At 73.0% G+C, this 25,974-nt stretch carries 25 protein-coding genes; 14 read left to right on the top strand and 11 right to left on the bottom strand.

Annotation, left to right across the window (positions count from 1 at the left end; genetic code table 11):
* Positions 1-37 precede the first annotated feature (37 nt).
* Positions 38-1,081, top strand: a complete 1,044-nt coding sequence (locus tag ACZ7MF_RS13250) for a LacI family DNA-binding transcriptional regulator (protein WP_471476653.1) — start codon at positions 38-40, stop codon at positions 1,079-1,081.
* A 3-nt stretch (positions 1,082-1,084) separates the two neighbouring features.
* Here the strand turns inward: ACZ7MF_RS13250 and ACZ7MF_RS13245 are convergent, their stop codons facing one another.
* Entirely contained in the window at positions 1,085-2,566 is a 1,482-nt protein-coding gene (locus ACZ7MF_RS13245; RefSeq protein ID WP_471476650.1) for a family 43 glycosylhydrolase, read from the bottom strand.
* Positions 2,567-2,794: 228 nt separating this feature from the next.
* Between ACZ7MF_RS13245 and ACZ7MF_RS13240 the strand changes: the two genes are divergently transcribed.
* From ACZ7MF_RS13240 to ACZ7MF_RS13230, 3 genes are all read left to right on the top strand, one after another.
* Positions 2,795-4,282 (top strand): NCS1 family nucleobase:cation symporter-1, encoded by a 1,488-nt coding sequence (locus ACZ7MF_RS13240; RefSeq protein WP_471476648.1) that lies wholly within the window; start codon positions 2,795-2,797, stop codon positions 4,280-4,282.
* Positions 4,283-4,341: 59 nt separating this feature from the next.
* The gene (locus ACZ7MF_RS13235) at positions 4,342-5,067 is read left to right on the top strand and encodes an aspartate/glutamate racemase family protein (protein WP_471476644.1); all 726 of its coding nucleotides are present in this window, start codon (positions 4,342-4,344) and stop codon (positions 5,065-5,067) included.
* 124 nt (positions 5,068-5,191) lie between these two features.
* On the top strand, positions 5,192-5,842 hold the full coding sequence (locus tag ACZ7MF_RS13230) for a GntR family transcriptional regulator (protein WP_471476641.1): 651 nt from the start codon (positions 5,192-5,194) through the stop codon (positions 5,840-5,842).
* Here ACZ7MF_RS13230 and ACZ7MF_RS13225 read toward each other — a convergent pair.
* A complete protein-coding gene (locus tag ACZ7MF_RS13225) occupies positions 5,839-6,627 on the bottom strand; it encodes an AraC family transcriptional regulator (protein WP_471476639.1) in 789 nt (262 codons plus the stop codon). The genes ACZ7MF_RS13230 and ACZ7MF_RS13225 overlap by 4 nt on opposite strands.
* A gap of 93 nt (positions 6,628-6,720) precedes the next feature.
* Here ACZ7MF_RS13225 and ACZ7MF_RS13220 point away from each other — a divergent pair, with 93 nt between their 5' ends.
* Entirely contained in the window at positions 6,721-7,518 is a 798-nt protein-coding gene (locus ACZ7MF_RS13220) for a sulfite exporter TauE/SafE family protein (RefSeq protein WP_471476637.1), read from the top strand.
* A 7-nt stretch (positions 7,519-7,525) separates the two neighbouring features.
* On the opposite strand, the gene ACZ7MF_RS13215 is transcribed toward ACZ7MF_RS13220, so the two are convergent.
* A complete protein-coding gene (locus ACZ7MF_RS13215; RefSeq protein ID WP_471476633.1) occupies positions 7,526-8,455 on the bottom strand; it encodes a GNAT family N-acetyltransferase in 930 nt (309 codons plus the stop codon).
* 137 nt (positions 8,456-8,592) lie between these two features.
* Between ACZ7MF_RS13215 and ACZ7MF_RS13210 the strand changes: the two genes are divergently transcribed.
* Entirely contained in the window at positions 8,593-9,033 is a 441-nt protein-coding gene (locus ACZ7MF_RS13210; RefSeq protein WP_471476631.1) for a hypothetical protein, read from the top strand.
* A gap of 6 nt (positions 9,034-9,039) precedes the next feature.
* Here the strand turns inward: ACZ7MF_RS13210 and ACZ7MF_RS13205 are convergent, their stop codons facing one another.
* Genes ACZ7MF_RS13205 through ACZ7MF_RS13190 form a run of 4 tightly spaced genes read right to left on the bottom strand, consistent with a single transcriptional unit; the run spans position 9,040 to position 14,217 of the window.
* Positions 9,040-10,977 (bottom strand): amylo-alpha-1,6-glucosidase, encoded by a 1,938-nt coding sequence (locus tag ACZ7MF_RS13205; protein WP_471476628.1) that lies wholly within the window; start codon positions 10,975-10,977, stop codon positions 9,040-9,042.
* Positions 10,974-12,338 (bottom strand): MGH1-like glycoside hydrolase domain-containing protein, encoded by a 1,365-nt coding sequence (locus ACZ7MF_RS13200; protein WP_471476625.1) that lies wholly within the window; start codon positions 12,336-12,338, stop codon positions 10,974-10,976. The genes ACZ7MF_RS13205 and ACZ7MF_RS13200 overlap by 4 nt, the downstream gene beginning before the upstream one ends.
* Positions 12,335-13,135, bottom strand: a complete 801-nt coding sequence (locus tag ACZ7MF_RS13195; RefSeq protein WP_471476622.1) for a sugar phosphate isomerase/epimerase family protein — start codon at positions 13,133-13,135, stop codon at positions 12,335-12,337. Before ACZ7MF_RS13195 ends, ACZ7MF_RS13200 begins: the two co-directional genes overlap by 4 nt.
* A 26-nt stretch (positions 13,136-13,161) precedes the next feature.
* Entirely contained in the window at positions 13,162-14,217 is a 1,056-nt protein-coding gene (locus tag ACZ7MF_RS13190; RefSeq protein ID WP_471476620.1) for a zinc-dependent alcohol dehydrogenase, read from the bottom strand.
* Between the two features lie 124 nt (positions 14,218-14,341).
* Between ACZ7MF_RS13190 and ACZ7MF_RS13185 the strand changes: the two genes are divergently transcribed.
* The 5 genes from ACZ7MF_RS13185 (at position 14,342) to ACZ7MF_RS13165 (ending at position 19,883) form a co-directional block, all read left to right on the top strand.
* Positions 14,342-15,745, top strand: coding sequence for an ABC transporter substrate-binding protein (locus ACZ7MF_RS13185; RefSeq protein WP_471476618.1), 1,404 nt, complete (start codon positions 14,342-14,344; stop codon positions 15,743-15,745).
* 33 nt (positions 15,746-15,778) lie between these two features.
* A complete protein-coding gene (locus ACZ7MF_RS13180) occupies positions 15,779-16,810 on the top strand; it encodes a carbohydrate ABC transporter permease (protein ID WP_471476615.1) in 1,032 nt (343 codons plus the stop codon).
* On the top strand, positions 16,807-17,691 hold the full coding sequence (locus tag ACZ7MF_RS13175; RefSeq protein ID WP_471476611.1) for a carbohydrate ABC transporter permease: 885 nt from the start codon (positions 16,807-16,809) through the stop codon (positions 17,689-17,691). Before ACZ7MF_RS13180 ends, ACZ7MF_RS13175 begins: the two co-directional genes overlap by 4 nt.
* Before the next feature lie 18 nt (positions 17,692-17,709).
* A complete protein-coding gene (locus tag ACZ7MF_RS13170; RefSeq protein ID WP_471477229.1) occupies positions 17,710-18,912 on the top strand; it encodes an ROK family protein in 1,203 nt (400 codons plus the stop codon).
* A gap of 77 nt (positions 18,913-18,989) precedes the next feature.
* Positions 18,990-19,883, top strand: coding sequence for a Gfo/Idh/MocA family protein (locus ACZ7MF_RS13165; protein WP_471476607.1), 894 nt, complete (start codon positions 18,990-18,992; stop codon positions 19,881-19,883).
* Between the two features lie 6 nt (positions 19,884-19,889).
* On the opposite strand, the gene ACZ7MF_RS13160 is transcribed toward ACZ7MF_RS13165, so the two are convergent.
* Positions 19,890-20,297, bottom strand: coding sequence for a RidA family protein (locus ACZ7MF_RS13160; RefSeq protein ID WP_471476605.1), 408 nt, complete (start codon positions 20,295-20,297; stop codon positions 19,890-19,892).
* A gap of 142 nt (positions 20,298-20,439) precedes the next feature.
* The gene (locus ACZ7MF_RS13155; RefSeq protein WP_471476603.1) at positions 20,440-20,853 is read right to left on the bottom strand and encodes a GtrA family protein; all 414 of its coding nucleotides are present in this window, start codon (positions 20,851-20,853) and stop codon (positions 20,440-20,442) included.
* 179 nt (positions 20,854-21,032) lie between these two features.
* Between ACZ7MF_RS13155 and ACZ7MF_RS13150 the strand changes: the two genes are divergently transcribed.
* Positions 21,033-21,608: a tellurite resistance TerB family protein gene (locus ACZ7MF_RS13150; RefSeq protein WP_471476601.1), complete on the top strand. Its 576-nt coding sequence runs from the start codon at positions 21,033-21,035 to the stop codon at positions 21,606-21,608.
* On the opposite strand, the gene ACZ7MF_RS13145 is transcribed toward ACZ7MF_RS13150, so the two are convergent.
* Entirely contained in the window at positions 21,609-22,220 is a 612-nt protein-coding gene (locus ACZ7MF_RS13145) for a CGNR zinc finger domain-containing protein (protein WP_471476598.1), read from the bottom strand.
* 38 nt (positions 22,221-22,258) lie between these two features.
* On the opposite strand from ACZ7MF_RS13145, the gene ACZ7MF_RS13140 reads away from it, so the two are divergent.
* On the top strand, positions 22,259-23,449 hold the full coding sequence (locus ACZ7MF_RS13140; protein WP_471476596.1) for an MFS transporter: 1,191 nt from the start codon (positions 22,259-22,261) through the stop codon (positions 23,447-23,449).
* 5 nt (positions 23,450-23,454) lie between these two features.
* A complete protein-coding gene (locus ACZ7MF_RS13135; protein ID WP_471476594.1) occupies positions 23,455-24,363 on the top strand; it encodes an aminoglycoside phosphotransferase family protein in 909 nt (302 codons plus the stop codon).
* Positions 24,364-24,395: 32 nt separating this feature from the next.
* Here the strand turns inward: ACZ7MF_RS13135 and ACZ7MF_RS13130 are convergent, their stop codons facing one another.
* Entirely contained in the window at positions 24,396-25,889 is a 1,494-nt protein-coding gene (locus tag ACZ7MF_RS13130; RefSeq protein WP_471476592.1) for an alpha/beta hydrolase family protein, read from the bottom strand.
* Positions 25,890-25,974 lie beyond the last annotated feature (85 nt).

Genomic DNA, 25,974 nt, shown 5'->3' with positions numbered 1-25,974 from the left:
TAGACTCGGGCAGCGCGAAAGAGGCAGGGAGGTCTCGGTGGCACGGCCCAGGATCAAGGACGTCGCACGTCATGCGGGCGTTTCGGAGAAGACGGTGTCCAATGTCATCAACGACTACGCCCATGTCTCCGACCGGACCAGGCAGGTGGTGCGCGAGGCGATCGAACACCTCGGCTACCGGGTCAATCTGGCCGGCCGTCACTTGCGCAAGGGCAGAACCGGCATCATCGCGCTCGTCGTCCCGGAACTGGACATACCGTATTTCGCGGAACTGGCCCGGCATGTCATCCGCGAGGCCGAGGAACGGTCCCTGACGGTCCTGATCCACCAGTCCGGGGCGGACCGCGACCACGAGCTGGCGGCGCTGGCCGGGTTCGGCTCCACCTTCGTGGACGGGATCATCCTCAGCCCGCTGGCACTGACCGCCGACGACCTGCGGGACCGTACGGGTTTCCCGCCCACGGTGCTGCTCGGGGAGCTGCTGGAGGAGGGCGCCGACCATGTGGCCATCGACAACGAGCGTGCCGCACACGAGGCTACCCGTCACCTGATCGGACTGGGCCGCCGCACCATCCTCGCCGTCGGAGGGCGCGACGACTCGGGCCTGGGGACGGCGCAGGCCCGCACCCGGGGCTACCGTGCCGCCCTGGCGGAGGCGGGCCTCGCCCACGATCCGGCCGCACTGCTGCCCGTCGGCTCCTTCCGGATGCCCGACGGCGCCCGGGCCGTGGCGCGGGCGCTCGCACAGGGCGCCCGGCCCGACGCGCTGCTCTGCCTCAACGACCAGTTGGCGCTGGGTGCGCTGCGCGCCCTGCACGAGCACGGGGTCTCGGTGCCCGGGGACGTCGCCGTGATCGGCTTCGACGACGTGGAGGGCGGTCGGTTCAGCGTCCCGACGCTGAGCACGGTGGCTCCGGACAAGGCGGCGGTGGCCAAGGTCGCCGTGCACCTGCTCCAGCACCGCATCGAGGAGGTGACGGCGCCGGACGGTGCCGTGTCGGGGGTGCAGGCCCCCCAGGACCGCATCGTGGCCCACCGGCTCGTCCTGAGGGAGAGTACGGAGGGCCACGAACGGCGCTGACGCTCAGTCCGTGTAGACCTCGGCCCGGTCCACGCTCACGAAGGACGCCCCGGACTGTGGGTTGTGCTCCCCCGTCACCCGGATCCGCAGGGTGTGGCCGCCGTTCGCGAGCCGTGGACTGACGTACTGCACCGCCTCGCCCACGCGGATCGGGTGATGGAAGTCCACCCGCTGCTCGGGACCGCCGTCGATGCTGACGGCCGCGTAGCCGTTGCCGGTGTCCTTGACGGAGAGCAGGGCGATGCGGGTGCCCGTGAAGGAGAAGGTGGCCGTGGCACCGGCCCGGTCGCTCCAGTGGTCGTCGCTCCAGAAGCACTGCGTGGCGCAGCCGGTGCCGGAGTTCCAGGCGCCGGTGTAGGTGACGCTCCCGGCGCCGCTGGAACGGCCGTCGTCGTTGATCCAGTAGTTGCCCGAGCCGGGATCGCCGGAGGGCAGGTCCTGGGTGGCGCCCATGGCGAGCGGCCGGCCGAAGTCGGGGGTGCCGTCGGCCCGCCAGGTGAACCTCTGCGCCCGTGTGGTGCGGTTGCTGTAGGTGTTCACCGAGGTGGTCTTGGCGTGGTAGACGATCCAGTCCTCGGTCCCGTCGGGTGACGTGAAGAAGGCGTGGTGACCCGGCCCGAAGACGCCCCGGTCGTCGGCCCGGGAGAACACCGGGCCCTGGTGCTGGCGCCAGTTGCCCGGCACCAGCGGGTCGGCGTTCAGCGGCATCGACATCATCCAGACCTGGTAGTCGGGCTTGCCCGTGTCGCAGGTGGAGTACGTCATCCAGACCCGGCCACCCCGGTAGAGGAACTCGGGCCCCTCCCGCACCTCGGGGCAGCCGCCCGCCGCGTCGATGGCGACCGCGTTCCCGGAGACCGTGTACGGGTTGGCCATCGGGGCGATGTTGATCCCGTTGTGCTGGTACTGGTTGATGCCGCTGTAGGCGAGGTAGAGCCGGCCGCCGAGCTGGAGGACGCCCGCGTCGATGGCGAAGTCGTTCGCGTGGTTGGGCGGGGCGAGCTTGGCCTTGAAGTGGTAGGGGCCGGTGGGGTCGTCGCGATCCGACTCCAGGACGTACAGCCGGTGGTGGTCGTCGACGCCGTCGTCGGCCGTGTAGTAGAGGTACCAGCGGTCGCCGAACCGGTAGAACTCCGGGGCCCAGATGTTGCGGTTGCGGGACGGGTCGGTGTCGGTCCACACGGTGACCGGGTCCGCGGCGAGCAGGGTGCCCAGGGACGGGGAGCGCCACATTCTGATGCTGTTGCCCTGGGTGGTGGTGAGGTAGTAGTCGCTCTTCCAGTGCGTCATGAAGGGGTCGGGCCCGCTGTTGAGCGGGTTGCGGAAGGCGCCGGACGCCGCGGTGTGGGCACGTGGTCCGGACGCGGTCGCCGCCGCGGCGCCGGGTCCGGTGAGCCCGGGCAGCAGGCCCACGACCAGCCCGAGAAGGGCGGCGAGGAGCGGGCCGAGGCGGGCGCGGGGACGGTGTGAGGGGCTGAGAAGCACGTGGGGGTCCTCTCCCGAGGCCTTTACATCGATGTAATGACGGGGCGTCAGGGTAGGGACGGCCCGCGGGGCTGTCAACGGGGCTGTCAACGGGGCCAAAAATGGTATTCCATTTGCCGCAGACCTCTTGACGGTGCGGTTTGGCGAAAACTACGTTCTGTGCACCGGAAAGCCGCTTCCGCTTTGTGGAATCCTCCAACTCCCCGTACCTGATCCCAGGAGTCCCGTATGACTGCCCTGGAAGACCGCCGTCCGTCAGCCCCGACCGACGGCACCGCCACCAGCTCCGGCCTCTACACCTACGACCTGGCCCCGACGAAGCGGGAGGGCCGCCGCTGGGGCGCCTACAACGTCTTCACCCTCTGGGCCAACGACGTGCACAGCCTGGGCAACTACGCCTTCGCCATCGGCCTGTTCGCCCTCGGGCTGAACGTGTGGGGCATCCTCGCCGCCTTCGCGCTCGCCTCGGTCCTGCTCTTCCTCCTGCTCACGCTCTCCGGGTTCATGGGCCACAAGACGGGCGTTCCGTTCCCCGTCATGAGCCGCATCGCCTTCGGTATCCGGGGAGCCAAGATTCCGGCCGTCGTGCGCGGGGCCGTGGCCATCGCCTGGTTTGGTATCCAGACCTATCTCGCGTCGGCCGTGCTGAGCGCCCTCCTGGTGGCCATGTTCCCCTCCCTGGCCTCCCTGGACACGAACTCCCTGCTCGGCCAGTCGACGCTCGGCTGGATCACCTTCCTCGTGCTGTGGGCCCTCCAGGTGCTCATCGTCAGCTACGGGATGCAGATGATCCGCCGCTACATGGCCTTCGCCGCGCCGACCACCCTGCTGACGATGTGCGCCCTCGCGGTGTGGATGTTCGTCCGGGCCGACGGGTCGGTCTCCGTGTCGATCGACGATCCGCTCACCGGCGGCGCGATGTGGCTCCAGGTGCTCCAGGCCGCCGCCCTCTGGGTGGTGATCTACGGGACCTTCGTCCTGAACTTCTGCGACTTCACCCGGTCCGCGCGCAGCCGCGGCTCCATCGTCCGGGGCAACGTGATCGGCATCCCGGTGAACATGCTCTTCTTCGCCGTCATCGTGGCGGTGCTCAGCGGAGCCCAGTTCACCCTCGACGGGCACGTGATCACCAGTCCGACGGACATCGTCAGGACCATCCCCAACATGTTCCTGCTGGCCGTCGCCTCGCTGTGTCTCATCGCCCTCACGGTGGCGGTGAACCTGCTGGCCAACTTCGTCGCGCCGATCTACGCCCTGGTCGACCTCTTCCCGCACCGGCTCGACTTCCGCCGCGCGGGTCTGGTGAGCGCGGTCCTGGGCCTGGTGATCACGCCCTGGAACCTCTACAACAGCCCGGTCGTCGTGAACTACTTCCTCGGCGGGCTCGGCGCGCTGCTCGGCCCCCTGTTCGGGGTGATCATGGCGGACTACTGGCTGCTGCGGAAGTCCCGCGTGAACGTGCCGGCCCTCTACACGGAGGACGCGGGCGCCGACTACCACTACCGGCGCGGCTACAACCCGCGGGCCGTCGCCGCCTTCGTCCCCGCCGCCGCGATCGCCGTCGTCGTCGCGCTCGTCCCCTTCTTCCACGCCGCGGCCGGGTTCTCCTGGTTCGTCGGCGCCGTCATCGCCGCGGTGCTGTACGCGCTCGTCGCCGACCGTGCCGCGCCGACCCGCGACGTGGACGGCGAGTCCATCGCCGTCGCCGCCGAATAGTCCCGCGCGCCCACCGCCGTCGCCCCCTCCCCGTCCGAGCAGAAGGCCAAGGCCCCTCCATGCGCATCCTCGTGGTCAACGTCAACACCACGCAGTCCATCACCGACGCGATCGGCAAGCAGGCGGCCGGCGCGGCGTCGCCCGGCACGGAGATCGTGCCTGTGACACCGGCCTTCGGCGCGGAGTCCGTGGAGGGCAACTACGAGAGCTACCTCGCCGCCGTCGCCGTGATGGAGGCCGTGCGCGCCCATCCGGAGCCCTTCGACGCGGTGATCCAGGCCGGTTACGGCGAACACGGCCGGGAGGGGCTCCAGGAACTGCTCGACGTGCCCGTCGTCGACATCACCGAGGCCGCCGCGAGCACCGCGCAGTACCTGGGCCGCCGCTACTCCGTCGTCACCACCCTCGACCGCACGGTCCCCCTGATCGAGGAACGGCTGGAGGTGGCCGGGCTGAGCGCCAGGTGCGCCTCGGTGCGGGCCAGCGGGCTCGCCGTGCTGGAACTGGAGCGGGACGAGCAGGCCGCCGTGGACGCCATCACCGAGCAGGCCGCCCGCGCGGTGGAGGAGGACCGGGCCGAGGTGATCTGCCTGGGCTGCGGAGGCATGGCGGGCCTCGCCGAACGCGTGGTGGAACGCACCGGTGTCCCCGTGGTCGACGGGGTCGCCGCCGCCGTGACGGTCGCCGAGTCGCTGGTCCGGCTCGGTCTGTCCACGTCCAAGGTGCGCACCTACGCCCGCCCGCGTCCCAAGCGGATCGTCAACTGGCCCCCGCGGGTGGGCTGACCCCTCCTCGTTCCGTCCCGCCCGGGCCGTCCGCGGGCCCCGGGGTATTCTGACGGGCCGCCCGACCGCCGCTCCGCACGGCGCGGTCGGCGGGCCGGGACGGGATGACAGACGAAGGACGGCGATGGCTGCGTCAGTGGGCTTCACGCCCGAGTCCGAGCGGGTCACGCGGCGGTTGCGCGACGAGATCATCGACGGTGTGCGGGCCCCGGGCAGCCGCCTGGTCGAGCGGGAGCTGGCCGAGTCGCTCGGGGTGAGCCGGCTCCCCGTCCGCGAGGCCCTCAAGACGCTGGTGTCGGAGGGGCTGGTGACCCCGCGGCCACGGAGCTGGGCGGTGGTGCGGGAGTTCACCACGAGCGACATCGCCGACCTGGACGAGGTCCGCTCGGGCCTGGAGACCCTGGGTTTCCGGCTCGCCGCCCAACGGCACACCCGGGAGGGGCTGGAGCGGCTGCGCGCGACGGTGGACGCCGAACTCGACGCGGCCCGTGCGGACGACGCGGTGCGGGCCCGCCGGGCGGCCGCCGACTTCCACGAGACCGTCGTCTCCCTGGCCGCCAACGAACTGCTCAACGAGCTCGAACGGGTGCTGCGCAGCCGGCTGCGCTGGCTCCTGGGCCAGCACGACGACCTGATGGCCGTCGCCCTCGAACACGACGCCCTCTACCGGGCCATCGCGGCCCGCGACGTGGAGCGTGTCCAGGAGCTGGTCCTGCACCATCTGGCGACGAGCCGCAGCGCCGCCCTGGGGCACCACGCGCAGGAGAGGTCCTAGCGTTCCCGGCCGGGCCGCCCCTGGTGGCCCCGCGCGAAACGGGACGGCGGGATGCCGAGGGTACGGGTGAATGCGGCGGTGAACGCGGCGGGAGAGGCATAGCCGAGCCGGCCCGCGACCTCGCTGACCGATCCGGTCCGCAGCAGCGGCACGGCCGCGAGCAGGCGCGCGCGGCCCCGCCAGACGGCGGGGCTGTCCCCCGTCTCCGCGCGAAAGCGCCGGGTGAAGGCCCGTTCGCTCATGTTCGTCCGCGCCGCCCATGCCGCGTTGGAGACCCCGGCGTCCGGGGCGGCCAGATACGCCCGGCACAGCGCCGCCAGATCGGTGGCGGCGGGGATGCGGACGTGGAACGGGAGCGGGGCGCGTGCCGCGATCTCGTGCAGAAGGAGGTCGGCGACGCTGCCCGCCCGCCCCGACAGGCTGTAGTCCGCCTCGAACTCGACGGCCGCCAGGAGCAGTTCGCGAAGCAGCGGCGGAACGTCCACGACCGTGCAGGTGCCCGGCCACCACGGTACGGCCGCCGGCTCGATGTACAGGCTGCGGGTGCTCACGCCCAGCATCCGCACCCGGTGCCGGGTGGCGGCCGGGATCAGGACGGCGCGCTCGGGCGGTACGGTCCAGGTGCCGTCGCCGGTGTCGACGACCATGACCCCGGTGGCGCCGTACAGGAACTGCGCACGCCGGTGCTCGTGCCACTCCAGGACGTGTCCGGGCGGGTAGTCGGTGCCGATCGGCAGCACGGCCCGGTCCACGTGGTCCACGTCGGCGAGGGGGACGTTCTTCACCGGGCCACCCTACGGCGGGTGTGGCCGGGTCGCGAAGGAATGGTGCCGGGCATCGAATGCGGGCGGCCCCGCCCGGCTGGTGGAGTGGCCTGCGTGGATTTTGTGGCTCTGCTCGGAATCGGGCTCCTCACCGGTGTGACCACCGTTCTGTTCGGCTTCGGCGGCGGATTCGTCGCCGTGCCCGTCGTGGTGTGGGCGGACTCCGCCCTGGGCGCGGACGCGATACGGGTGGCGACGGCCACCTCGGCCCTGGTCATGGTGGTGAACGCGGCCTTCGCCACCGCGGTCACACCGCGCCGGGTGCTGGCCGCCCTCCGCGGCGGCGCCCCGCTGCTCGTCCTGCTGGGCGCCGGTGCCTCGGCCGGGGCGCTCGCCGCGCGCCACGCCCCGGCCGGGCTGATCCGCTGGGCGTTCGTCGCGTACGTCGCCCTCACCGTCGTGGACCTGCTGCTGCGCCCCGGCTTCCTGCGCCCGCGCGCCCCGGCCGCGGCGGCCCCGGGCGCGGCGCGTCCGCTGCCGGCCGTCGTCGGTGCGCCCGTCGGCGCGGTGGCCGCCTTCCTCGGTGTGGGCGGCAGCGTCATGACCGTCCCCGCGATGCGGCGGGCGGGGCACACGATGCACGTGGCGACCGCACTGGCCAACCCGCTGACCCTGGCGATCGCGCTCCCGGCCGCCGCCGTCTTCCTGGGCGGCTCCGAGGACCCCGCCGGGGCCCACGCGCACATGACCCTGGTGGGCCTCGTCGACCTCCGCGCGGCCGGGGCACTGCTCCTGGGCGCCCTGCCGGTGATCGCGGTGCTGCGCCGCCGCCCGCCGCACCTCCCCGACCGCCTCCACGCCTGGACCTACGTCGCACTGCTCGGGGCGGTGGCCCTCGCGATGGTGGCGTGACACGCCATCAGGCGAGCACGGCCTCCCAGGTGTCCACCGCGAAGTGGACCGTCATGCCATGGCGGCCGTACAGCCGCGGGGCGCCCGTCGCGTTCGCGGTGTCGACGCCGAGGCCCACGGTGTCCCGGCCCCGCGCGGCGAAGTGCGCGAAGGCGTGGCGCAGCAGGAACCCGCCCAGGCCGCGGCCGCGGGCCTCGCGCAGTACGCCGATGCCGCGGATCCACCCCATCGCCTCGCGGTCGTCCCGGGCCAGCAGGAATCCGGCGTCCCCCAGGTCGTCGGTCTCGGCGATCCACACCAGGGACCAGTCGAGGCCCGCGGCGTCGATGTCGTCGAGCCACAGCCGGTAGGGGCGCGGCTGGAAGTCGAAGTGCTCGGCGAACGACCGCTGGTACAGCTCGTGCACCCGGACGCGGTCCGCCTCCGTGCGGCACGCCCGCACCCGCACGCCCGCCGGTGCCCCGGGCACGAGGTCGGCCGCCGGGTCCAGCGCGCGGCGCAGCACGTGGTGGGTGCGCACGACGCTCCAGCCGCGCTCGGCGAGGAGCCCGGTGTCGGTCGTGGGCCGGGTGTTGAGGTGCAGGTGCACCACGGCGCGCTCCGCGCCGTTGGCCCGTGCCTTGGCGAGGGCACGGGTCTCCATGGCCACCAGCATCCGCAGTCCGGTCCGCTGGTGGTCGGGCAGCACGTAGTGGTCGATGTCGACGCGCTCCCCGCCGGACTCGTCCCACAGCAGCCCGTACGCGACCGGCCGGCCGTCGTCGAGGGCGAGCCACGAGTCCTGGGTGAGGTCCGTCTGCTGGTGCTTCAGGTCGGCTTCGACGGTGTGCTGGTCGGTCTCGGGGCGGCCGATCTCGATCCGGTCTATCTCGTTGAGGAGTGCGGTGATGGCGGGGGCGTCGGCGAGGGTGGCCGGTCGCAGGTCGGCGGGGGACATGAGGAGCAGAGTCGGGCACGGCGGCGGGTGACCGCAACGGATTATCCGCCGGGGGCGGCAGAATGACGTACGACGGCGAACCGGGGGCATACGCATGTCCGAAGGCCTTCTCCCCCGCCGACCCACGGGAGTTCCCTGTGACGCCGAGCCTGCGCACCGCCCGCGCGTGCCGTGCCGCCGCCGCGCTCCTTGTCGCCGCCGCCGTGTACGCGGCCGCCCGCCACTCCTGGCTCGCCCTGCCCGGCCTGTACGTCGCCGCGGTGTTCGCCTGGTGCGCCGCCCGGGAGGGCGCGGAGCACCGGCGCCGGGCCCTCCTGGCCGAGCGGGCCGAACTGCTGGCCCGGCCCCGGTTGCGGGATCCGTTCGCGCACGGTCTCGAGCCGTGCTGCGCGTTCTGGCGGCACTCCGACGGCGTCGTGCACGGACCGGAGTGCGCCCGTCCCGCCGCCGCCCGCGTCGCCCTCCCCGACGACTGCTGCGAGCGGTGGTGGACCTCGCTCGGCGCGCGGCACGACGCGGGCTGCCGTCGTCACACCGGTGCGCCGGGCCAGGGCCGCGCCCGGCCGGCGTCGCAGTAGCTGGGGTCAGGGACCGAGCGGTTCCCTGCCCAGCGCCGTCCGCAGAGCCAGTGGGGTGGCGGCGGCCCAGGCCTGCGGCGAGCAGGAATGCGGGTAGGGAACGGGCGCGGCGGTCGCCGAGCGGTCGTATCCCGCGAGGACCTCGGGCAGGCGGTGGCCGTGGTGGACCGCCGCCGCGACGAGTCCCTCCGCGACGGTGCGCACCTCCGCCGCCAGGCCCTGCTTGGCCAGGCCCAGGACGACGACCGCGTTGTCGTGCGGCCAGGCGCTGCCCCGGTGGTACGACAGCGGGTGGTACGGCCGCTGGCCGGCGGCGAGGGTCCGGATCGCCCAGCCGGAGAAGAAGTCCGGCTCCAGCAGTCGCCGGCCCACCCGGCGGGAGCGCTCCGGGTCGAGGATCCCGGACCACAGCAGGTGCCCGGCGTCCGAGGCCAGCGCGTCGACCTGGCGGCCGTCGCCGTCCAGCGCCAGGGCGGGGAAGTCCGCGTCCGGCATCCAGAAGTCCGCCGTGAAACGGTCCCGCAGCCGGGCGGCACTCTCGCGGAGCCGGCGGGCGTAGGCCTCGTCCCCCCAGATGCCGTCGGCGAGTTCGGCGGTGCGCAGGAGTGCGTCGTAGGCGTACCCCTGCGCCTCGCAGACGGCGACGGGCCCCTCGGCCTGGGTGCCGTCGCGGAAGCAGACGGCACCGGCGGAGTCCTTCCAGTTCTGGTTGACCAGTCCGCCCGGGTCGGGGTCGTACACGAGGTATCCGTGCTTCTCCAGGCCGCCGTCGGTGAGCATCCAGTCCACGGCCCGCCGGGCGTGCCGTTCCAGACGTGCTGCCAGGGTCCGGTCGCCGGTCGCCTCGTGGTGGGCGTGGAGCAGCACGAGGAAGAGCGGGGTGGCGTCGACGGCGCCGTAGTACCGGCCGTACGGGACCTGCCGGAAGTGGGCGAGTTCGCCGTGCCGGGTCTCGTGGACGATGCGTCCGGGCTGCTCGCCGCTGAACGGGTCGTGCCGTCGGCCCTGGGTGGCGGCGAGCGCGCTGAGGACGGCGGCGGCCGTGGCGGGCCGGTACGGCAGCAGGAAGTAGGCGGTCAGCAGTGAGTCGCGGCCGAACAGGGTGAGGAACCACGGGATACCGGCGGCCGGGACGCGCACGTCCTCGCCGTCGAACCCGGGGACCGGGATGGTCAGCAGGTCGATGTCGGCGAGACCGCGTTCGCAGGTGCGCGTCAGGTCGTCCGCCGCGCTGTCCGCCCCTTCCGGGCGTCGTACGGCGGTGGGGGCGGGAGCGTGGACGGGCGGCAGGGCGCGTCCGTGCGGGTGTGCGCGGACGGTCAGCCGCAGGTCGGCCCGTCCGTGCGGGCCGAGGGGCAGGTGCCAGGTGAGGGTCCGGGCGGTGTCGCCCGGCTCGGCCGGTGCGGGGGCCACCGCGTCCGGGGCGGGACCGCAGGTGATCTCCGTCCGGGCGTGCCAGTCGGCTCGCCGGTAGCCGAAGAGCACTCCGTCGGCGGTGTCACGGCTCTCGTACTGCGCGCCGGGCTTGGCGTAGTGGCGGTCGTCGGCGCGGAGTTCGAAGAGGTCGGCGAAGTCCGCGTCGACGGTGAGGTCGAGGCGGGCCGTCACGGCGTCGGGGCGGTTGCTGACCAGGCTCAGGTGTTCGGTGAAGGTGCCGGCGGTGACGCTCTGCCGTCGGAATACGGTGTACGCGGGCGGGTGGTCCCGGGTGCCCGCGGGGGTCAGCACGCCGGCGGCCGTGTCGTCGGTGTCCGCCGTGGCGGGCACGAGGGCGAGGGGAGCGGTGCCGTCCACGGCCAGAGCCCAGCGGCTGAGGTGCCGGGCGTCCTGGACGAACAGCCCGTCGGGCGCCGATCCGCGCTCGCCGCTGATCTCCCCGTCGGCGTGGAGGCGGACGAAGGTGGCGTCGCGCACCAGTTGGACGCGTGGGTCGGGCGCGGTCATGGTCCGGCCTCCTTCGGGTCGGCGCTCAGCAGGTCGAGGGCGAGGGCCGCGGTCCAGGAGAAGTGCCGGGTGCCGCGGGCCGCGCCGGTGGCGGGGTCGACGTACTCGGCGAACCCGGAGCGTCCGGCCTCCGCGAGGAAGCCGGTGCGCAGCCGCTCGGCGTCCTGCCGCAAGCCGTGGGTGCGCAGCCCGCGCTCGATCAGCCAGGCGGTGTTGAACCAGGCCGGTCCGCGCCAGTACCGGGTGGGGTCGAAGGCGTGGCCGGTCAGGTCGTAGCTCGGCACCAGGTGCGTGGCCGGGGCGCTGAAGCGCGGTCCGGTCAGCGTGGTGTGCAGGCGCCGGACGACGTCCTCGGGCAACCGCGGGACCAGGAGCGGGATCAGACCGCTGACGGTCCGCTCGTCGACCGGTGCGCCGGTGTGCAGGTCGCGCACCCGGAACAGCCCGGCCTCCTCGTCCCAGAGCCGGTCCACCAGCGCCCGGGTCAGCCCGGCGGCCCGCTCGGTGTGCCGCCGTGCGGGCAGGCCCAGTTCGCGTGCCATGGCGGCCAGGGCCAGTTCGCTCACGATCAGCAGCGCGTTGAAGGCCGGGTCCTCCACCGCGAACCGGTGCCGTACGGCCCGGTCGTCGTATCCCGCCTCGCGGTACTCGGTGGCCAGCCGGACGTAGCGGCCGTAGTCGAGGTCGGTGGGCCGGTCGGCGGGGTGGCCGTGGTCGAGGTCGGCGCGCCGGAAGGTGTCGGGCGGGCTGGGTTCGACCCGCTTCAGGGCGCGGTCCCAGCTGGGGCTGTTGTCCATGCCGGGCTCCCAGGGGTGGACGACGGCCGCGAGGCCGCCCCCGCCGAGGTCACGGCGGTCCAGGAGGTAGTCGTGCCAGGCGGCGAGCCGCGGCCGGATGCGGGCGAGGAAGCCGCGGCGCCGGGACTCGGCCGGGTCGGCCCGGTGGACGAGCCAGGCGGCCAGGGCGTGCACGGGCGGCTGGACGATGCCGGAGGTCTCGACGGACGAGGGGGCACCGGCGGCCCGGCCCGCCGTGGAGGACCGCCAGAAGTCGGGGCTCGGGAAGTAGGCGTCGTGCGGCAGGGCGGGGTTGAAGACGATGTGGGGCACGCGTCCGTCGGCCCACTGGGCGGCCAGCAGGGACTCCAGTTCCCGCTGGGCGCGGCGCACCGAGAGGTGGCGCAGTCCGATGGCGACGAAGGCGGAGTCCCAGCTCCACTGGTGCGGGTAGAGGGTGCGGGAGGGGACGGTGGAGGCGCCGGTCCAGTTGTCGATGAGGACCCGCGCCGCACCGCGCCGCAGGGTCAGGTCCGCGGGCGCGGTGGGCGCGGGCCGGTCCAGGAGGTCCAGGGGGGAGTTCACGCGCCCGACCTCTTGAGGAAGGCGGGGACGGAGCGCACGGCCTGGACGGGGTCGCCGGTCAGCCGGCATTCGAGGGCGAGGTGGCCGTCGTAGCCGACGGTGTGCAGGGCGCCGAGCCAGGCGGGCCAGTCGAGGTGTCCTGCGCCGGGCTGGAAGCGGTTGGAGTCGGAGACCTGGGCGTGGCCGATGACGTCGGCGTGGGCGACGATCGCGGCCGCGGGGTCGGTCTCCTCGATGTTCATGTGGTAGCTGTCGATGCCGATCCGGACCGAGTCGAGGCCGACGGCGCGGATCAGGTCGGCGGCCTGCCCGAGCCGGTTGACCATGTGGTCCTCGTAGCGGTTAAGCGGCTCCAGGAAGAGTGTGACGCCCTCGCGGCGGGCGTGCTCGCCGAGTTCGGTGAGCCCGGCGAGGAGCACCTCGCGGTCCTCCTCCTCGGTGCGCGGCGGTGTGAAGGGCGGCAGGCGCCGGGAGAACATGCCGTACGAGGCGGGGGTCTGGGCGCCCACGCCGCCGATCTCGGCGATGACGGTGAGCTGGGACTTCATCTGGGCGACGGCGTCGCGGCGCTGCTCCTCGTCGAAGGCGCCGAGGAAGTGCAGCATGTCGACGCAGACGGTCGGCATGACCACGCCGTCCTTGTGGGCCTGCCGCAGTTCCTCGCGCCGGGAGGCGAAGTGGAAGTCGCCCTTGCCGCGCAGTTCGATCGCGTCGTATCCGGCCTGCTGGGCGAAGTCCCACTTGGCCTGGAGGGTGCCTTGGGGCAGGAGTTGTTCCTGGACGGCGGTCTTGAGCATGAGGGTGCCTCTGCCTTTCGGGGCTCTCAGAATTCCAGGACGACCTGCAGCGCCTCGGCGGGCCGCTCGTCCAGCAGTACGTAGGCGTCGGCCGCGTCGGCGACGGGAACGACGTGGCTCACCAGGGAGTCGACGTCGACCTGGCCCTCGGCGACCAGGCGCAGGAAGGTCTGCTGGAGGCGTTCGACACTCCAGCGGTGGGACAGCTGGGGCGGGACGCCGCCGATCTGGGAGCAGATCAGCTGGACCCGGTTGTGGTGGAACTCGTCGCCGAGGCGCAGGCCGATGCCGTCGCCCTGGTAGAAGCCGGAGGCCACCACCCGGCCCCCGGCCGCGACCGAGCGCAGCGCCTCGTGCAGGGCCGGGTAGGCGCCGCTGATCTCGATGGCGAGGTCGGCGCCGAGGCCGCCGGTGGCCTCGCGGACGCGTTCGGCGACGGCGTCGGTGCGGGCGTTGAGGGTGTGCTGGGCGCCGTAGTGCTTCGCGGTCTCCAGGCGGCCGTCGAGGGCGTCGACGGCGGTGACGCGGGCGCCGCTGAGCCGGGCGAGCCGGGTGGTGAGCAGGCCGATGACGCCCTGCCCGAACACGGCGACGTCCTCACCGAGGTGGATGTCGCCGGCCAGGACGGCGTTGTACGCGATGGCGCCGACCCGGGCGAAGGCACCGGCCAGCGGTTCGAGACCGGCCGGCAGGGTGTGGCCGACCATCCGCTCGGCGGGGACGATGCCCTCGCCGCGGTGGCCCCAGATGCCCCACACCAGGTCGCCGGGGACCGGCAGGCCCGGGGTGCCGGCCAGCTCCGGGGAGACCTCGACGACCTCGCCGACCTCGGAGTAGCCCCAGCCGGCCACCGGGTACTCGATGCCGGGCGCACCGTCGCGGAACAGGCGCGCCCCGGGGTCCCAGGTCCGGGTCAGGTACGGGTTGGTGCCGCGGTAGGCGGTCAGCTCGGTGCCGGCCGAGATGCCCGAGTAGCGGGTGCGGACCCGCAGGTGGCCGGGGGGCAGTTCGGCCCGGGTGTGCTCGGCCACCTCCACCTGGCGGGGGCCGGTGAACTGGACGACGCGCTCAACGGATGACACGGACGGCTCCGGAAGGGTTGCTGATGCGGTTGCGTCGACAATATCCGCAACTTATGTCTTGTCAACAAGCAAAAGTGATGCTGTGATGCGTGGCGAGCAGACGTAAGCGGAACGAGGACACTCCATGCGCATCAGGACCCTGCGGTCGAGGACGACCGCGGTCGGCGTCACGGCAGCCTTGGGAATCGGGTTGCTCTCGGGCTGCGCCAGCAGCACCGGGCCCGGCAAACCGGACCGGGAGATCACGGTCTGGTCGCAGGAGAACCTGCCCGACCGCGTCGCCGCGACGCAGAAGGTCATCGACGGGTTCGAGAAGAAGAGCGGCGTCAAGGTGAAGCTCGTCGGGGTCGACGAGAAGCAGATGCCGCAGCTCATCATGTCGGCGGCGGCGTCGGGCACGCTGCCCGACGTCATCGGCGCCGCCCCCATGGGCCAGGTCTGGCAGATGTACAGCAACGGCCTGCTGAACACCGACATCCCGAAGCGGATCGTCGACGGGCTCGGACGTGACACCTTCAACGCCAACGCGCTGGAGCTGACGTCCGACGGCGGCACCAGTCTCGGCGTGCCCTCCGACGCCTGGCTCCAGCTGCTGGTCTACCGCAAGGACCAGCTCGGACAGAAGGGCCTGCCCGCTCCGGACACGTACGCGAAGGCGCTGGCCGCCGCCAAGGCGCTCACCACCAACGGCCAGGACGGCATCTCGGCGGCCACCGACCCCAGCGACGCCTTCACGTCCCAGAGCTTCGAGAGCCTCGCCCTGGCCAACGACTGCCAACTGGTGGACGACCGGCACGAGGTCGCCCTGGAATCGCCGCGCTGCGAGGAGGCCTTCCGCACCTACGACCAGCTGGCCCGCGCCTACGGCGCTCCGGGCACCCAGACCGTGGACTCCACCCGCGCCACCTACTTCGCGGGCCGGTCCTCCATGGTCATCTGGTCCTCGTTCCTGCTCGACGAACTCGCCGGGCTGCGCAAGGACGCCCTGCCCAGCTGCCCCCAGTGCGCGAAGGACCCGCGGTACCTGTCGGACCACAGCGGCATCGTCACCGCCATGAAGGGCCCCGACGCCAAGGAGGCGGCCCAGTTCGGCGAGATCACCTCGTGGGTGACGACCAGGACGGCCGAGACGGCGGCGTCCCGCGAGTTCATCGAGTACATGATGGGCACCGGCTACGAGTCCTGGTTCGGGATGGCGCCCGAGGGCAAGATCCCGGTCCGCAGGGGCACGGCCGCCGAGCCCGAGCGCTACCTGGACGCCTGGCGGCACAGCGAGATCGGGGTGGACACCCGCAAGCCCCTGGACGAGGTCTTCCCCACGTCCCTGCTGGACCAGCTCGCCGACGGTGTCAGCAACATGCGCCGCTGGGGCATCACCCAGGGCGAGGGAGCCCTCGTCGGCGCCACCAACGGCGAACTGCCCGTGCCGAAGGCCGTCGGCGCCATGACCAGCGGTCAGAGCTCGCCGTCCGAGGCGGCGCGCGACGCCGACGAAGAGGTCTCCGCACTCAAGAAGTCCCTTCAGTAGCCGCCCGCAGCCTGCACATCACGAAGGTCTCTCATGCCCACAGCCCCAGCCGGCGCGCCGCAGCGCCGGGACACCAGCCGCCGGTCCAGTGACCCGTCCGGGGGCCGGTCCCCCTCCCCGGGCCGGCGCCCGCTCACCGCGAGCCGGCGCGCCAACCGCGCGGGACTCGCGTTCGTCTCCCCCACCTTCCTCGTCGTCCTCGTGGTGGTCGTGCTGCCCATCGCGTGGACCGTGCTGCTGGCCTTCCAGAAGGCCAGGCTCGTCGACATCCAGGGCATGGGCCTGTTCGGCAACTGGTCCCTGGACAACTTCTCGCAGGTCTTCGACTCGGCAGGCTTCTGGTCCAGCCTCGGGACCACCCTGCTGTACACGGCGGGCGCCACACTCGGCTCCGTGCTCCTCGGCCTGGTGGCGGCCCTCGCCCTGCGCAAGCCGTTCAAGGGGCGCGGGCTGCTGCGCGCGGCGATGCTGCTGCCGTACGTGGCACCGGTGGTCGCCGTGGCCTTCGTCTGGGAGGTCGCGCTCAGCCCGCAGTACGGCGTGGTCAACGACTGGGGCAGGCGGCTGTTCGGCTGGGACGACCCGATCGCCTTCCTGTCGACCCGGGAGTACGAGGTCGATCTGCTGGGCCTGCACTTCGACATCCCGCTGGCGCTGCTGACGGTCATCGTCTTCGAGTGCTGGCGGTACTTCCCCTTCGCCTTCCTGTTCATCCTGGCGCGGTTGCAGGCGGTGCCCGACACGCTGGAGGAGGCCGCGCTGGTCGACGGCGCCACGCCGACCCAGCGGTTCCGGCACGTGCTGCTGCCCCAGCTGATGCCGGTGATCGCGCTGCTGTGCGTGCTGCGCTTCATCATGACGTTCAACAAGTTCGACGACGTCTACCTGCTCACCGGCGGCGGCGCCGGCACCGACGTGGCCGCCGTGCGCGTGTACGACTTCCTCACCGCCCGCTACGACGTGGGGGCGGCGGCCGCGCAGGCGCTCGTCCTGGCCCTCTCGCTGATGATCCTGCTGGGCTTCTACTTCAAGTTCTTCGGCAACAAGGTCCAGGAGGAAGCGTGAGTGGCAAGACGGCCCTGACCCGGGCCCGGTTCGAGGAGAGGTTCTTCGGCGTCGCGCGCTGGGTCGTCATCGCGTTCCTCGCCGTGATCACCCTCCTGCCGTTCTACTACATGGTGCTGCTTTCGCTGAAGCCCATCGACGCGCTCCTGCTCGACCCGGGCTCGCTGTGGATCTCGGCCAAGGACTTCACCCTCTCCACCTACCAGGACGTGCTGCGCTCCACCGACGACGGCGGTCAGGGCTTCCTGAAGTTCCTGCGCAACTCCGCGCTGGTCTCGCTCGGCACGGTGGTGCTGACCCTGGTGGCCGCCGTGCCCGGCGCCTACGCGGTGAGCCGGCTGAAGTTCTTCGGCCACCGCCAGGTCAGCGCCCTCTTCCTGGCCGTCTACATGTTCCCGGCGACGCTGCTGGCCGTGCCGCTCTTCGTGATCTTCGCGAAGATCGGTCTCTCCTCCAGCCTGGTCGGTCTCGCCATCGTGTACGTCGCGCAGACCGTGCCGGTGTCGATCTACATGCTGAAGAACTACCTCGTCACCATTCCCGCCTCCATCGAGGAGGCGGCCGCACTCGACGGCTGCTCCCGCCTGCAGACCGTGCGCAAGGTGATCCTGCCGCTGGCCCTGCCCTCCCTGATGGCGACGGGTCTGTACGTCTTCATGATCGCCTGGAACGAGTTCCTCTTCGCGCTGCTGTTCCTGGCCGCCGACCCCGGCCAGTGGACCGTCTCCCTGGGCCTGGCCCAGCTGTCCAACGGCATCGAGGTGCCCAAGACCGTCCTCATGGCCGGTTCCGTGGTGCTCACGATCCCCGTGGTACTTCTGTTCTTCGCCGCCGAACGCCTGCTCACCGAGGGGCTGACCAGCGGCGCCGACAAGAGTTGAGCCGTGGGGGACTCCATGATGACGTCAAGTCAGGCCAGCGCCGGTGAACTGCTGCACCTGATCCGCAGCGGCCGCGCCAACACGCGGGCCGACCTCCAGCAGGCGACCGGCCTGTCCCGCTCCACCGTCGGGCAGCGCCTCGACCTGCTCAACCGTGCGGGGTGGCTGCGCCACAGCACGGGCACCTCCACCGGCGGACGCCCCTCCCACCGGATCGTCTTCGACCCGGGCCACGCCTCGGTCATCGCCTTCGACCTGGAGACCCGGCACGCCCGCGCCGCGGTGCTCGACCTGGCCGGCAACATCCTGGCCGAGCACACCGGACCGATGGACGTCGCCGCGGGCCCGGACCGTGTCCTTCAGGGGCTGGCCGACTGGTTCCCGGACCTGATCGCCGCGGCGGGGGTCCCGGCGTCCCACGTGGCGGGCATCGGCCTGTCCGTGCCCGGTCCGGTCGACTGGGAGTCCGGGCAGGTGATCGAGCCGCCCATCATGCCCGGCTGGGACCGCTACCCCATCCGCGAACGGCTGCAGGAGGCGTACGCGGCCCGCCTGGACCTGGACCCGGCAGCCACCGGGGCCGTGCCGGTCCTCGTCGACAACGACGCCAACCTCATGGCACTGGCCGAGTACCAGGCCAACCACCGCGACTGCGCCTCCTTCGTTCTCCTGAAGGTGTCCACCGGCATCGGCGCGGGGGTCGTCATCGGAGACCGCCTGTACCGGGGCATCGACGGCGGGGCGGGCGACATCGGGCACATCCGCCTGCACGACCGGTCCGACGCGCTGTGCATGTGCGGCTCCCACGGCTGTCTCGCGGCCGTGGCCAGTGGCCGGGCGATCGCCGGGGAACTGGCCGCCCTCGGCCAGGACACCACCTCCGGACGGGACGTCAGGCGGCTGCTCAACGAAGGGCATCCGGACGCGGTCCGGCTGGCCCGCGAGGCGGGCCGGCGGGTGGGCGAGGTCCTAGTGACCGTCGTGACCCTGCTCAATCCCGGGGTCCTCATGATCGCCGGGGAACTGGCCGGGGTGCCCTTCCTCACCGGTGTGCGGGAGTTGGTGTACCAGCGGGCGATGCCCCGCGCGACCGCCAACCTCCAGGTCGTCACCTCCCGGCTCGGCGACCACGCGGGGCTCGTCGGGGCCGCCGCCATGGTCGTGGAGCACCTCTACTCCCCCGCCGGCGCCGACGCCCGGCTGGAACGCCTCGCCTCGTGACCGCCGCCTCTCGTCCCCGACACCGCCGCCCGTCGTCCCCGACGGATCGCCGGGAGACCTTCGCAGACAGGAACGCCGTGACCACCGACCCCGCCCCCTGGACCGACCGGCCCGTCGAGGTCGGGCTCGTGGGTGCCGGCCCGTGGGCCCGCGCCATGCACGCCCGGGTGCTCGCCGCCGGGCCGGAGACCCGGCTCACCGCGGTCTGGGCCCGCCGCACGGAGGCCGCCCGCGAGGCCGCCGCCCCCTACGGCGCTCATGTCGCCGCCGACTTCGAGGAGTTGCTGGACCGCTGCGAGGCCGTGGCGTTCGCCGTGCCGCCCGCCGTCCAGGCCGAACTGGCGCCGCTGGCGGCGAAACGCGGCAAGGACCTGTTGCTGGAGAAGCCGCTCGGCCCCGATCTGACCGCGGCCCGCCGGGTGGCCGACGCGGTCGCCGAGGCAGGGGTCCTCTCCCAGCTCGTCCTGACCAAGCGCTACCACCCGGCCACCCGGGCCTTCCTCGAAGCCTCCCGCTCCTTCGAGGCGGTCGGGGCGCGCTCCTGCTACCTCCACGGCGCCTTCCTGGGAGGGGAGTTCGCCACCGGCTGGCGTCTGGAGCACGGCGCCCTGCTCGACCTCGGCCCCCATCTGCTCGACCTGCTGGACGCCGCGGTCGGCCCGGTCGCCGCCGTCCGCGCCACGGGCGACCCGCGCCGCTGGGTGGAGCTGACCTGCGAGCACGAGAACGGCGCCGTGAGCCAGGCCTCGCTGTCCGGTTCCGTGGCCGTCCCCCGCGCGCTGACCCGCGTCGAACTGTTCGGTCCGGCCGAGCCCCTGGTCTACGACACGGCCAGCCTCGACCACGAGGAGTGCTGGCCCGTCCTGCGCCGCGACTTCGCGACGGCCGTCCGCACCCGTACCCCGACGCCGGTCGACGCCGGACGCGGCCTGTACCTGCAGCGCCTCCTGGACCGGGTCGTGTACGGCTAGGCGGGGTCAGCCGAGGACGGCGGTGGCCTCCACCTCGATCAGGTGCTCGGGCACGTCCAGTGCCGCGACGCCCAGCAGGGTGGCCGGTGCGGCCGGGGTCACCCCCAGCCGGGCGGCCGCCCGTTCGATGCCCGCCAGCAGCAGGGGCATCTTGTCGGGCGTCCAGTCGACGACGTGGACGTTCAGCTTGGCGACGTCCGCGAAGGAGGCACCGGCCGCCGCCAGGGCGGTGGCGACGTTGAGGTAGCACTGCTCGGCCTGTGCGGCCAGGTCTCCTTCGCCTACCGTGACGCCGTCCGCGTCCCAGGCGACCTGCCCGGCGACGAAGACCAGCTTCGATCCGGACGCGATCGACACCTGTCGGTAGACGTCGACCTCGGGCAGCCCGCCGGGGTTCACCAGGGTGATGGCCATGACTTCTTTCTCCTTGCGCCTGCGCTCTCCTGTGGTTACCCGGGAACCATAGGAGAGTGAACGCTGACGTGGAAGAACGCACTTCTCAGTGACTGGGGCACCTGAAGGTGACCGAACAGTTCAGCGGCTCGCGCGGCGTGGATCAGGCGCGTCGGCGGTGGGGGCCGCGGAAGACGGCCAGGCGCAGGACGACGAAGCGTACGACGGTGACGGCGACGGACGTGGCGGCGAGGACCGCGGTCTCGGCGGCGGGCGAGGCGTCGGGCCGCCGGTGCGTGAACCACAGCACGGCACCGGAGGTGACCAGGTAGCCGAGCAGGAAGAGGCCGCCCGCTCCGAGGTGCGCGCGGGCCGCTCCCGTGGCGGCGTGCCGGAACGTCAGCCGCCGGTTCGCCTCGGTGTTCAGCACCGTCAGGACGAGGAGCGAGACCAGGTTGGCGACCGCCGGGGGCGACCACGGGCGCAACCCCCAGTAGAGGAGCGCCTGGCCCGCGGTCGACGCGACGCCGATCGCGACGAACCAGCCGACCTCCCGCGACCACATCGCGCGCCCCACCGATCCGATCCGTCGACGAACTCCCCGGTGGCGCAGGGTACTACGACACCACCAGGCGCTTTGCCTTTTCTTTGCCCATCGGGAACCCTGTGGTTCCCGGCCGCGTTCATCGTGGTGACCGCGGGAAATCGCGGCCGAGGACAGACCGATGGACAGCGACAGAAGCCGAGGTGGCACGAGTGGCGATGTGGGACAAGATCAAGGACCAGGCCAAGACCTTCCAGCAGTCCCAGGGCACTCGGGGAGCGAGCGGATCCGGGCAGGGATCGCACGGACCCTCGACGGGCAGCAGGCCGGGCTCGTCCTCCGGCGGTTCCAAGGCCCAGGTGATCGGGATGTTCAAGTCCCAGCTCGCCTCGGCCAAGAACGAGCTCAAGAGCGGCGCCTACCGGGACGCCAGCATGGCCATGTGCGCCCTGGTCGCCGCCGCCGACGGCCGGGTGGAGCCGGCGGAGCGGCAGCGCGTGGAGGAGCTGATCGTCTCCAACGAGGTGCTGCAGAACTTCCCCGCGGACCAGCTCCGCCAGCGGTTCAACCAGCACGTGGACCGGCTCCTCGCCAACTTCGAGCAGGGCAGGGCCGAGGCCCTCCAGGTGATCGCCAAGGCGGCGAAGAAGCCCGCCGAGGCCCGTGCGGTGGTCCAGACCGGCATGGTGGTCGCCGGGGCGGACGGGAACTTCGAGCAGTCCGAGCAGTACGCCATCCGCGAGGCCTGCACCGCGCTGAACATCCCGCCCTCGGAGTTCGGCGTCTGATCACCCGTCGGCCCGGCGCCGGTGCGCCGCGACCCGCTCCCGGGTCGCGCAGCGGCGTGAGCAGTAGCGGCGCTCCGGACCGCTGCCGCGGGCGATGAAGACGTTCCGGCAGCTGCCGGAGAGGCAGACCCTGCCGGGCGGGCGCTGACGGTCCCAGACCAGGACCGTCAGCGCCATGCAGGACGAGGCGAGGAACCATTCGGGCCACGGCGCCTCGTCGTCGCGGTCGAGGTGCGGGTGCCAGGGGGTTCCGCCCCCGTGGGACGTCAGGCGCAGGCGTCCGGTGTGTGCGCCCAGGAGACGGTTCAGGACGTGCGCGGCGGCGTCGGCGGACTCCGCCGCGAAGACCTCCCGCAGCAGGACGGCGGCCTCGCGCATCCCCTCCACGTCACGGGCGGTGAGGTCGAGGGGCTCCTTCTCGCCGTAGGCGCGCAGCACCTCGGCGACCGCGTCGGGGGCGGGAGCCGGACCGCCGCCGGGGGGTACCGCCGAGAGCACGTTGACGAGAGCGGCGGTGCGCCGCGCCGTGGACAGCACGGAGTGCCTCGTGGACCAGTCGTCGTCGAAGGCGTGGGCGTCGCCAGGAGTGGGCACGGGCCGAATGTAACGCATATTGCGCAGTTTTGAGTTACCTCCGTAACGTCTTCCCGGTGCCGAAGGGTTACTCGCTACGCTTCTACCTGGCCGCGGCGACGGCGGCGCGCGCCGGTGACGAGATGTCCGGACCGGCGCTGCTGCTGGCCGGCCTCGCCGTCACCGGTTCGACGACCAACGCGTCGACACTGCTCGCGGGCATCACGGTCTCCGCCGCGGTCGGCGGACCACTGCTCGGGGCGCTCCTGGACCGGGCGGGGCGACCGGGCCGCCTGCTGGCGGGCGCGCTCGCGCTGTACGCGACGGGGCTGATGGTGATCCTCGCGGGGCTCGGCCGCCTCCCCCTGGCCTGCACCCTCCCGCTCGCGGTGCTCACGGGGCTGCTGGGTCCCGCGCTGTCGGGCGGCTGGACCGCGCAACTCCCCCGCGTGGCGGCGGACGCGCGGCTGCCCCGGGCCAACGCGCTGGACGCGATGACCTTCGGCGTGGCGAGCCTGGCCGGTCCGGCATTGGCCGGGGGCGTGGCCGAGCTGCTGGGAGCCTCCACGGCCCTCGCGCTCGCCGCGGCACTGATCACGGCGGCCGTACCCGCCGCGTGGCGGTTGCCCGCACGCGGCGCCCCGGGCCGGGACTCCCGGCCGGCCCCGGTGAGCGGCGCTCTCGCCGCCGGGTTCCGGGTGGTCCTGCGGCGCCCGCTCCTGGCCCGGGCGACCTTCACGTCGGTCGCCTCCTGCGCCGCCCAGGGGATGCTGGCGGCCTGCGTCCCGCTCCTCGGCGCACAACTGCTCGGTGCGGCCGGGCGCGGTGTCCTGCTGTTCTCCGGCGCGGCGGTGTCCGCCCTGGCGGCCAACGCCGTCCTCGCCCGGCGCCCGCTCGCCGTCGCCCCCGACACGGTCGTCCGGGCGGGCGCCCTGATCCAGGCGGTCGCGCTGACGCTGGCGGCGACGGGCCGGCCGGTGGCGCTGGTGGTCGCCGTGCTCGTCCTCGGCGTCGGCGAGGGCCCCCAGCTCACCGCGCTCTTCGCGGTGCGCCACCGGGAGGCCCCGGAGCACCTGCGGGGCCAGGTCTTCACCACCGGGGCGAGCTTCAAGATCACCGCGTTCGCCCTGGGCGTGGCCGTCGCCGGCCCCCTCGTCGCGTGGTCCCTGCCGGGCACGCTGATGTTGGCGGCGGGGACGGCGGCGGGCGGGGCACTGGCCCCCGGCCGGAAAGCGTTTGACGGCCGTCCGCGTCGAAGGGTCGGATGAGGGCCATGAGTTCAGCGCAGACGCATCCGGACCGGTGCCGTGTCGACGACCGTCTGGTACGGCGCCTGGTCGACGGGCAGTTCCCGCGGTGGTCGGGGCTGCCCGTCGAGCGCTTCCCCTCCGGCGGCACGGTCAACGCGATGTACCGGCTGGGCGAGGACATGGTCGTACGGCTGCCGCTGATCGAGGGCGGCGTGGCGGACGTGGCGACGGAGCGGGTGTGGCTGCCGCGGCTGTCGCCCCTGCTGCCCACCGCGGTGCCCGAGGTGCTCGGGGAGGGGGTGCCGGGCGAGGGGTACCCGTGGCCCTGGTCCGTCTACCGGTGGCTGCCCGGGGAGATCCCCGAGGCAGGAGCGCTGACCGACCCCGTGCGGCTGGCGGAGGATCTGGCCGCCTTCGTGGTGGCGATGCGCGGCATCCGCCTGCCCGACGCGCCGGAGGCGTACCGCGGTGGGCCGCTCGCCGCGCTCGACGCGGAGACACGGGCCGCGCTGGACGAGCTGCGCGCCCTTCCCGAAGAGGACGTCGACTGCGACGCGCTGGCCGCCGTGTGGCAGGACGCGCTGCGCGCACCCGGCGGGGAGGGGCCGCCCTGCTGGCTGCACGCGGACCTGATGCCGGGCAATCTGCTGGTGGACGGCGGCAGGCTGTCCGCCGTGATCGACTTCGGGTGCATGGGCGTGGGCGATCCGGCCTGCGACCTGTTCCCGGCGTGGAATCTGCTGCCGCCCGGCGCGAGGGAGGCCTTCCGCGAGGCACTCGGCGTGGACGACGCGACCTGGCGGCGCGGCCGGGGCCGCACCCTCTCCCAGGCGCTGATCGCCCTGCCGTACTACCGGAGGACCAACCCCGCGATGGCCGGCAACGCCCGGCACGTGATCCGGGCGGTGCTGACGGAGACGGAGGGCGGCTAGGCGGGCGGCCGCCCTCCGCCGGGTTTCACGGCCTACGGGGCGATCCCCACGCCCTCGATCCTGCTCCACGCCCGCTCCTGCGCGGCCGTCATGGCGGGCCAGGCGAGACCGCCCGGCCGGGGCCGCACCCGGGCGGCGTACGGAGCGGGGTGGAAGCCGGGGTCGTAGAAGCAGCCCTCGCCGTACTCGGCGTCGAAGGCGGCACAGGACGCGGCGATCGAACGCGGGCTCGGCCGGTGGCCGGTGCGCACCCAGGAGTCCAGCGCGGCGAGGGAGCCCGCGTATTCGGAGTCGCTCAGCGAGCTGTGCTCGTGTTCCCGCGTGAAGGTCTGGACGAGGTTCCGGTCCCGGCCGGCGCCCCGGAGCGTGGCGCGGTAGGCCGCCTCGTGCTCCACGAACGCCGTCGGGTCGTCGATGGCGTGCAGGGTGAGCACGGGGAGGGAGACCCTGCCCGTGAGGTCGCTGTCCCAGGACAGGTCGCGGCGTGCGGTGGGGTCGGCCGAGAAGCGCTCGACGCCCGCGTTGAGGGCCTTGTCGTCGTGCGAGCCCGAGTAGCGCACTCCGAGGTTGCTCCAGGGGTTCCGCCCGTCGAGCCGGTTGGTCACGATGTCCCGGAACGTGAAGGTGGCGAACCGGAGATGGGATTCCAGGGTGCGCTCGGGGATGCCGGTGACGGCGAGGATGTCGTCGAGGTTGCGCTGCTGCGGCGCGGTGCGGTCCGCCGGCGCGGAGGCGTAGCCCGTGCACTCCTGGAGCCGGGCGCGCAGGCCCGCGGTGGTCATGGTGGAGCCGGGGCGCAGGCCCTGCCACAGGGGGTACTGCGGCTCGGTGGGGCGCGGGTGGTTGTGGCAGTAGTACTGGTAGACCACCCGCAGGTCCACGCGGTAGTCGTAGCCGCGCGAGCCGCCGCCGAGCACGCCGTTGGTCAGCAGCACCCCGTCGTAGGCGCCGGGGCGCCGGCCGTAGGTCTCGGCGGCCTTGGCGGCGACGTTCCCGCCCCAGGACTGGCCGTGCAGGTAGGTGTGTTCCGGCCGGCCGAACCGGTCGGTGAACAGGCGGCGCACGTTCTCGGTGTCGGCGGCCGCCATGCGGGCCCCGTAGCCGCCGCGCCGGTAGGAGGAGGCGGCCCAGGCGTACCCCTGGTCGACCATCACCGCCCAGCGTTCCAGGTCCTCGGTGCTGCGGGCGGGGTCCGAGGCGTCGCCGAGGTCGGGGCCGCCGTGGGCGTGCACGACGAGGGATCCGTTCCAGCGGTGGGGTACGGCCATCGTGTAGTAGGCGCCGTTGGCATCCCGGCCGGTGTAGCAGGTGGCCTTCCCGCTGAGGGCGGGCGGGCAGTCGGCGGCCGACGGCCGTCCGGCCGCCGACTGTCCGGCAGGCGGCTGTCCGGCCGCCCGTGCGGGGGCGGCGGAGACGTTGCCGAGCGTGCCGAGGAAGACGGCGGCGAGCGCGGCGGCCACCACCGCCGGGCGGCTTCTGCGGTGAGTGGGCCGGGTGTCGTGCCTGGGAGCGGGGGGTGTGGTCAAGGTGCGGCTCCTGTACGTGCTGCGGACCGGCGCGAAGTTGCGCTGCGAGCGGGGATGTTAGGAATCCCCCGGATCCGGAGCCACC

The organism is Streptomyces sp. NPDC111628 (genome assembly GCF_055635195.1).
The sequence above is the reverse complement of the archived record's forward strand: the minus strand, read 5'-3'. Positions and strand labels throughout refer to the sequence as shown.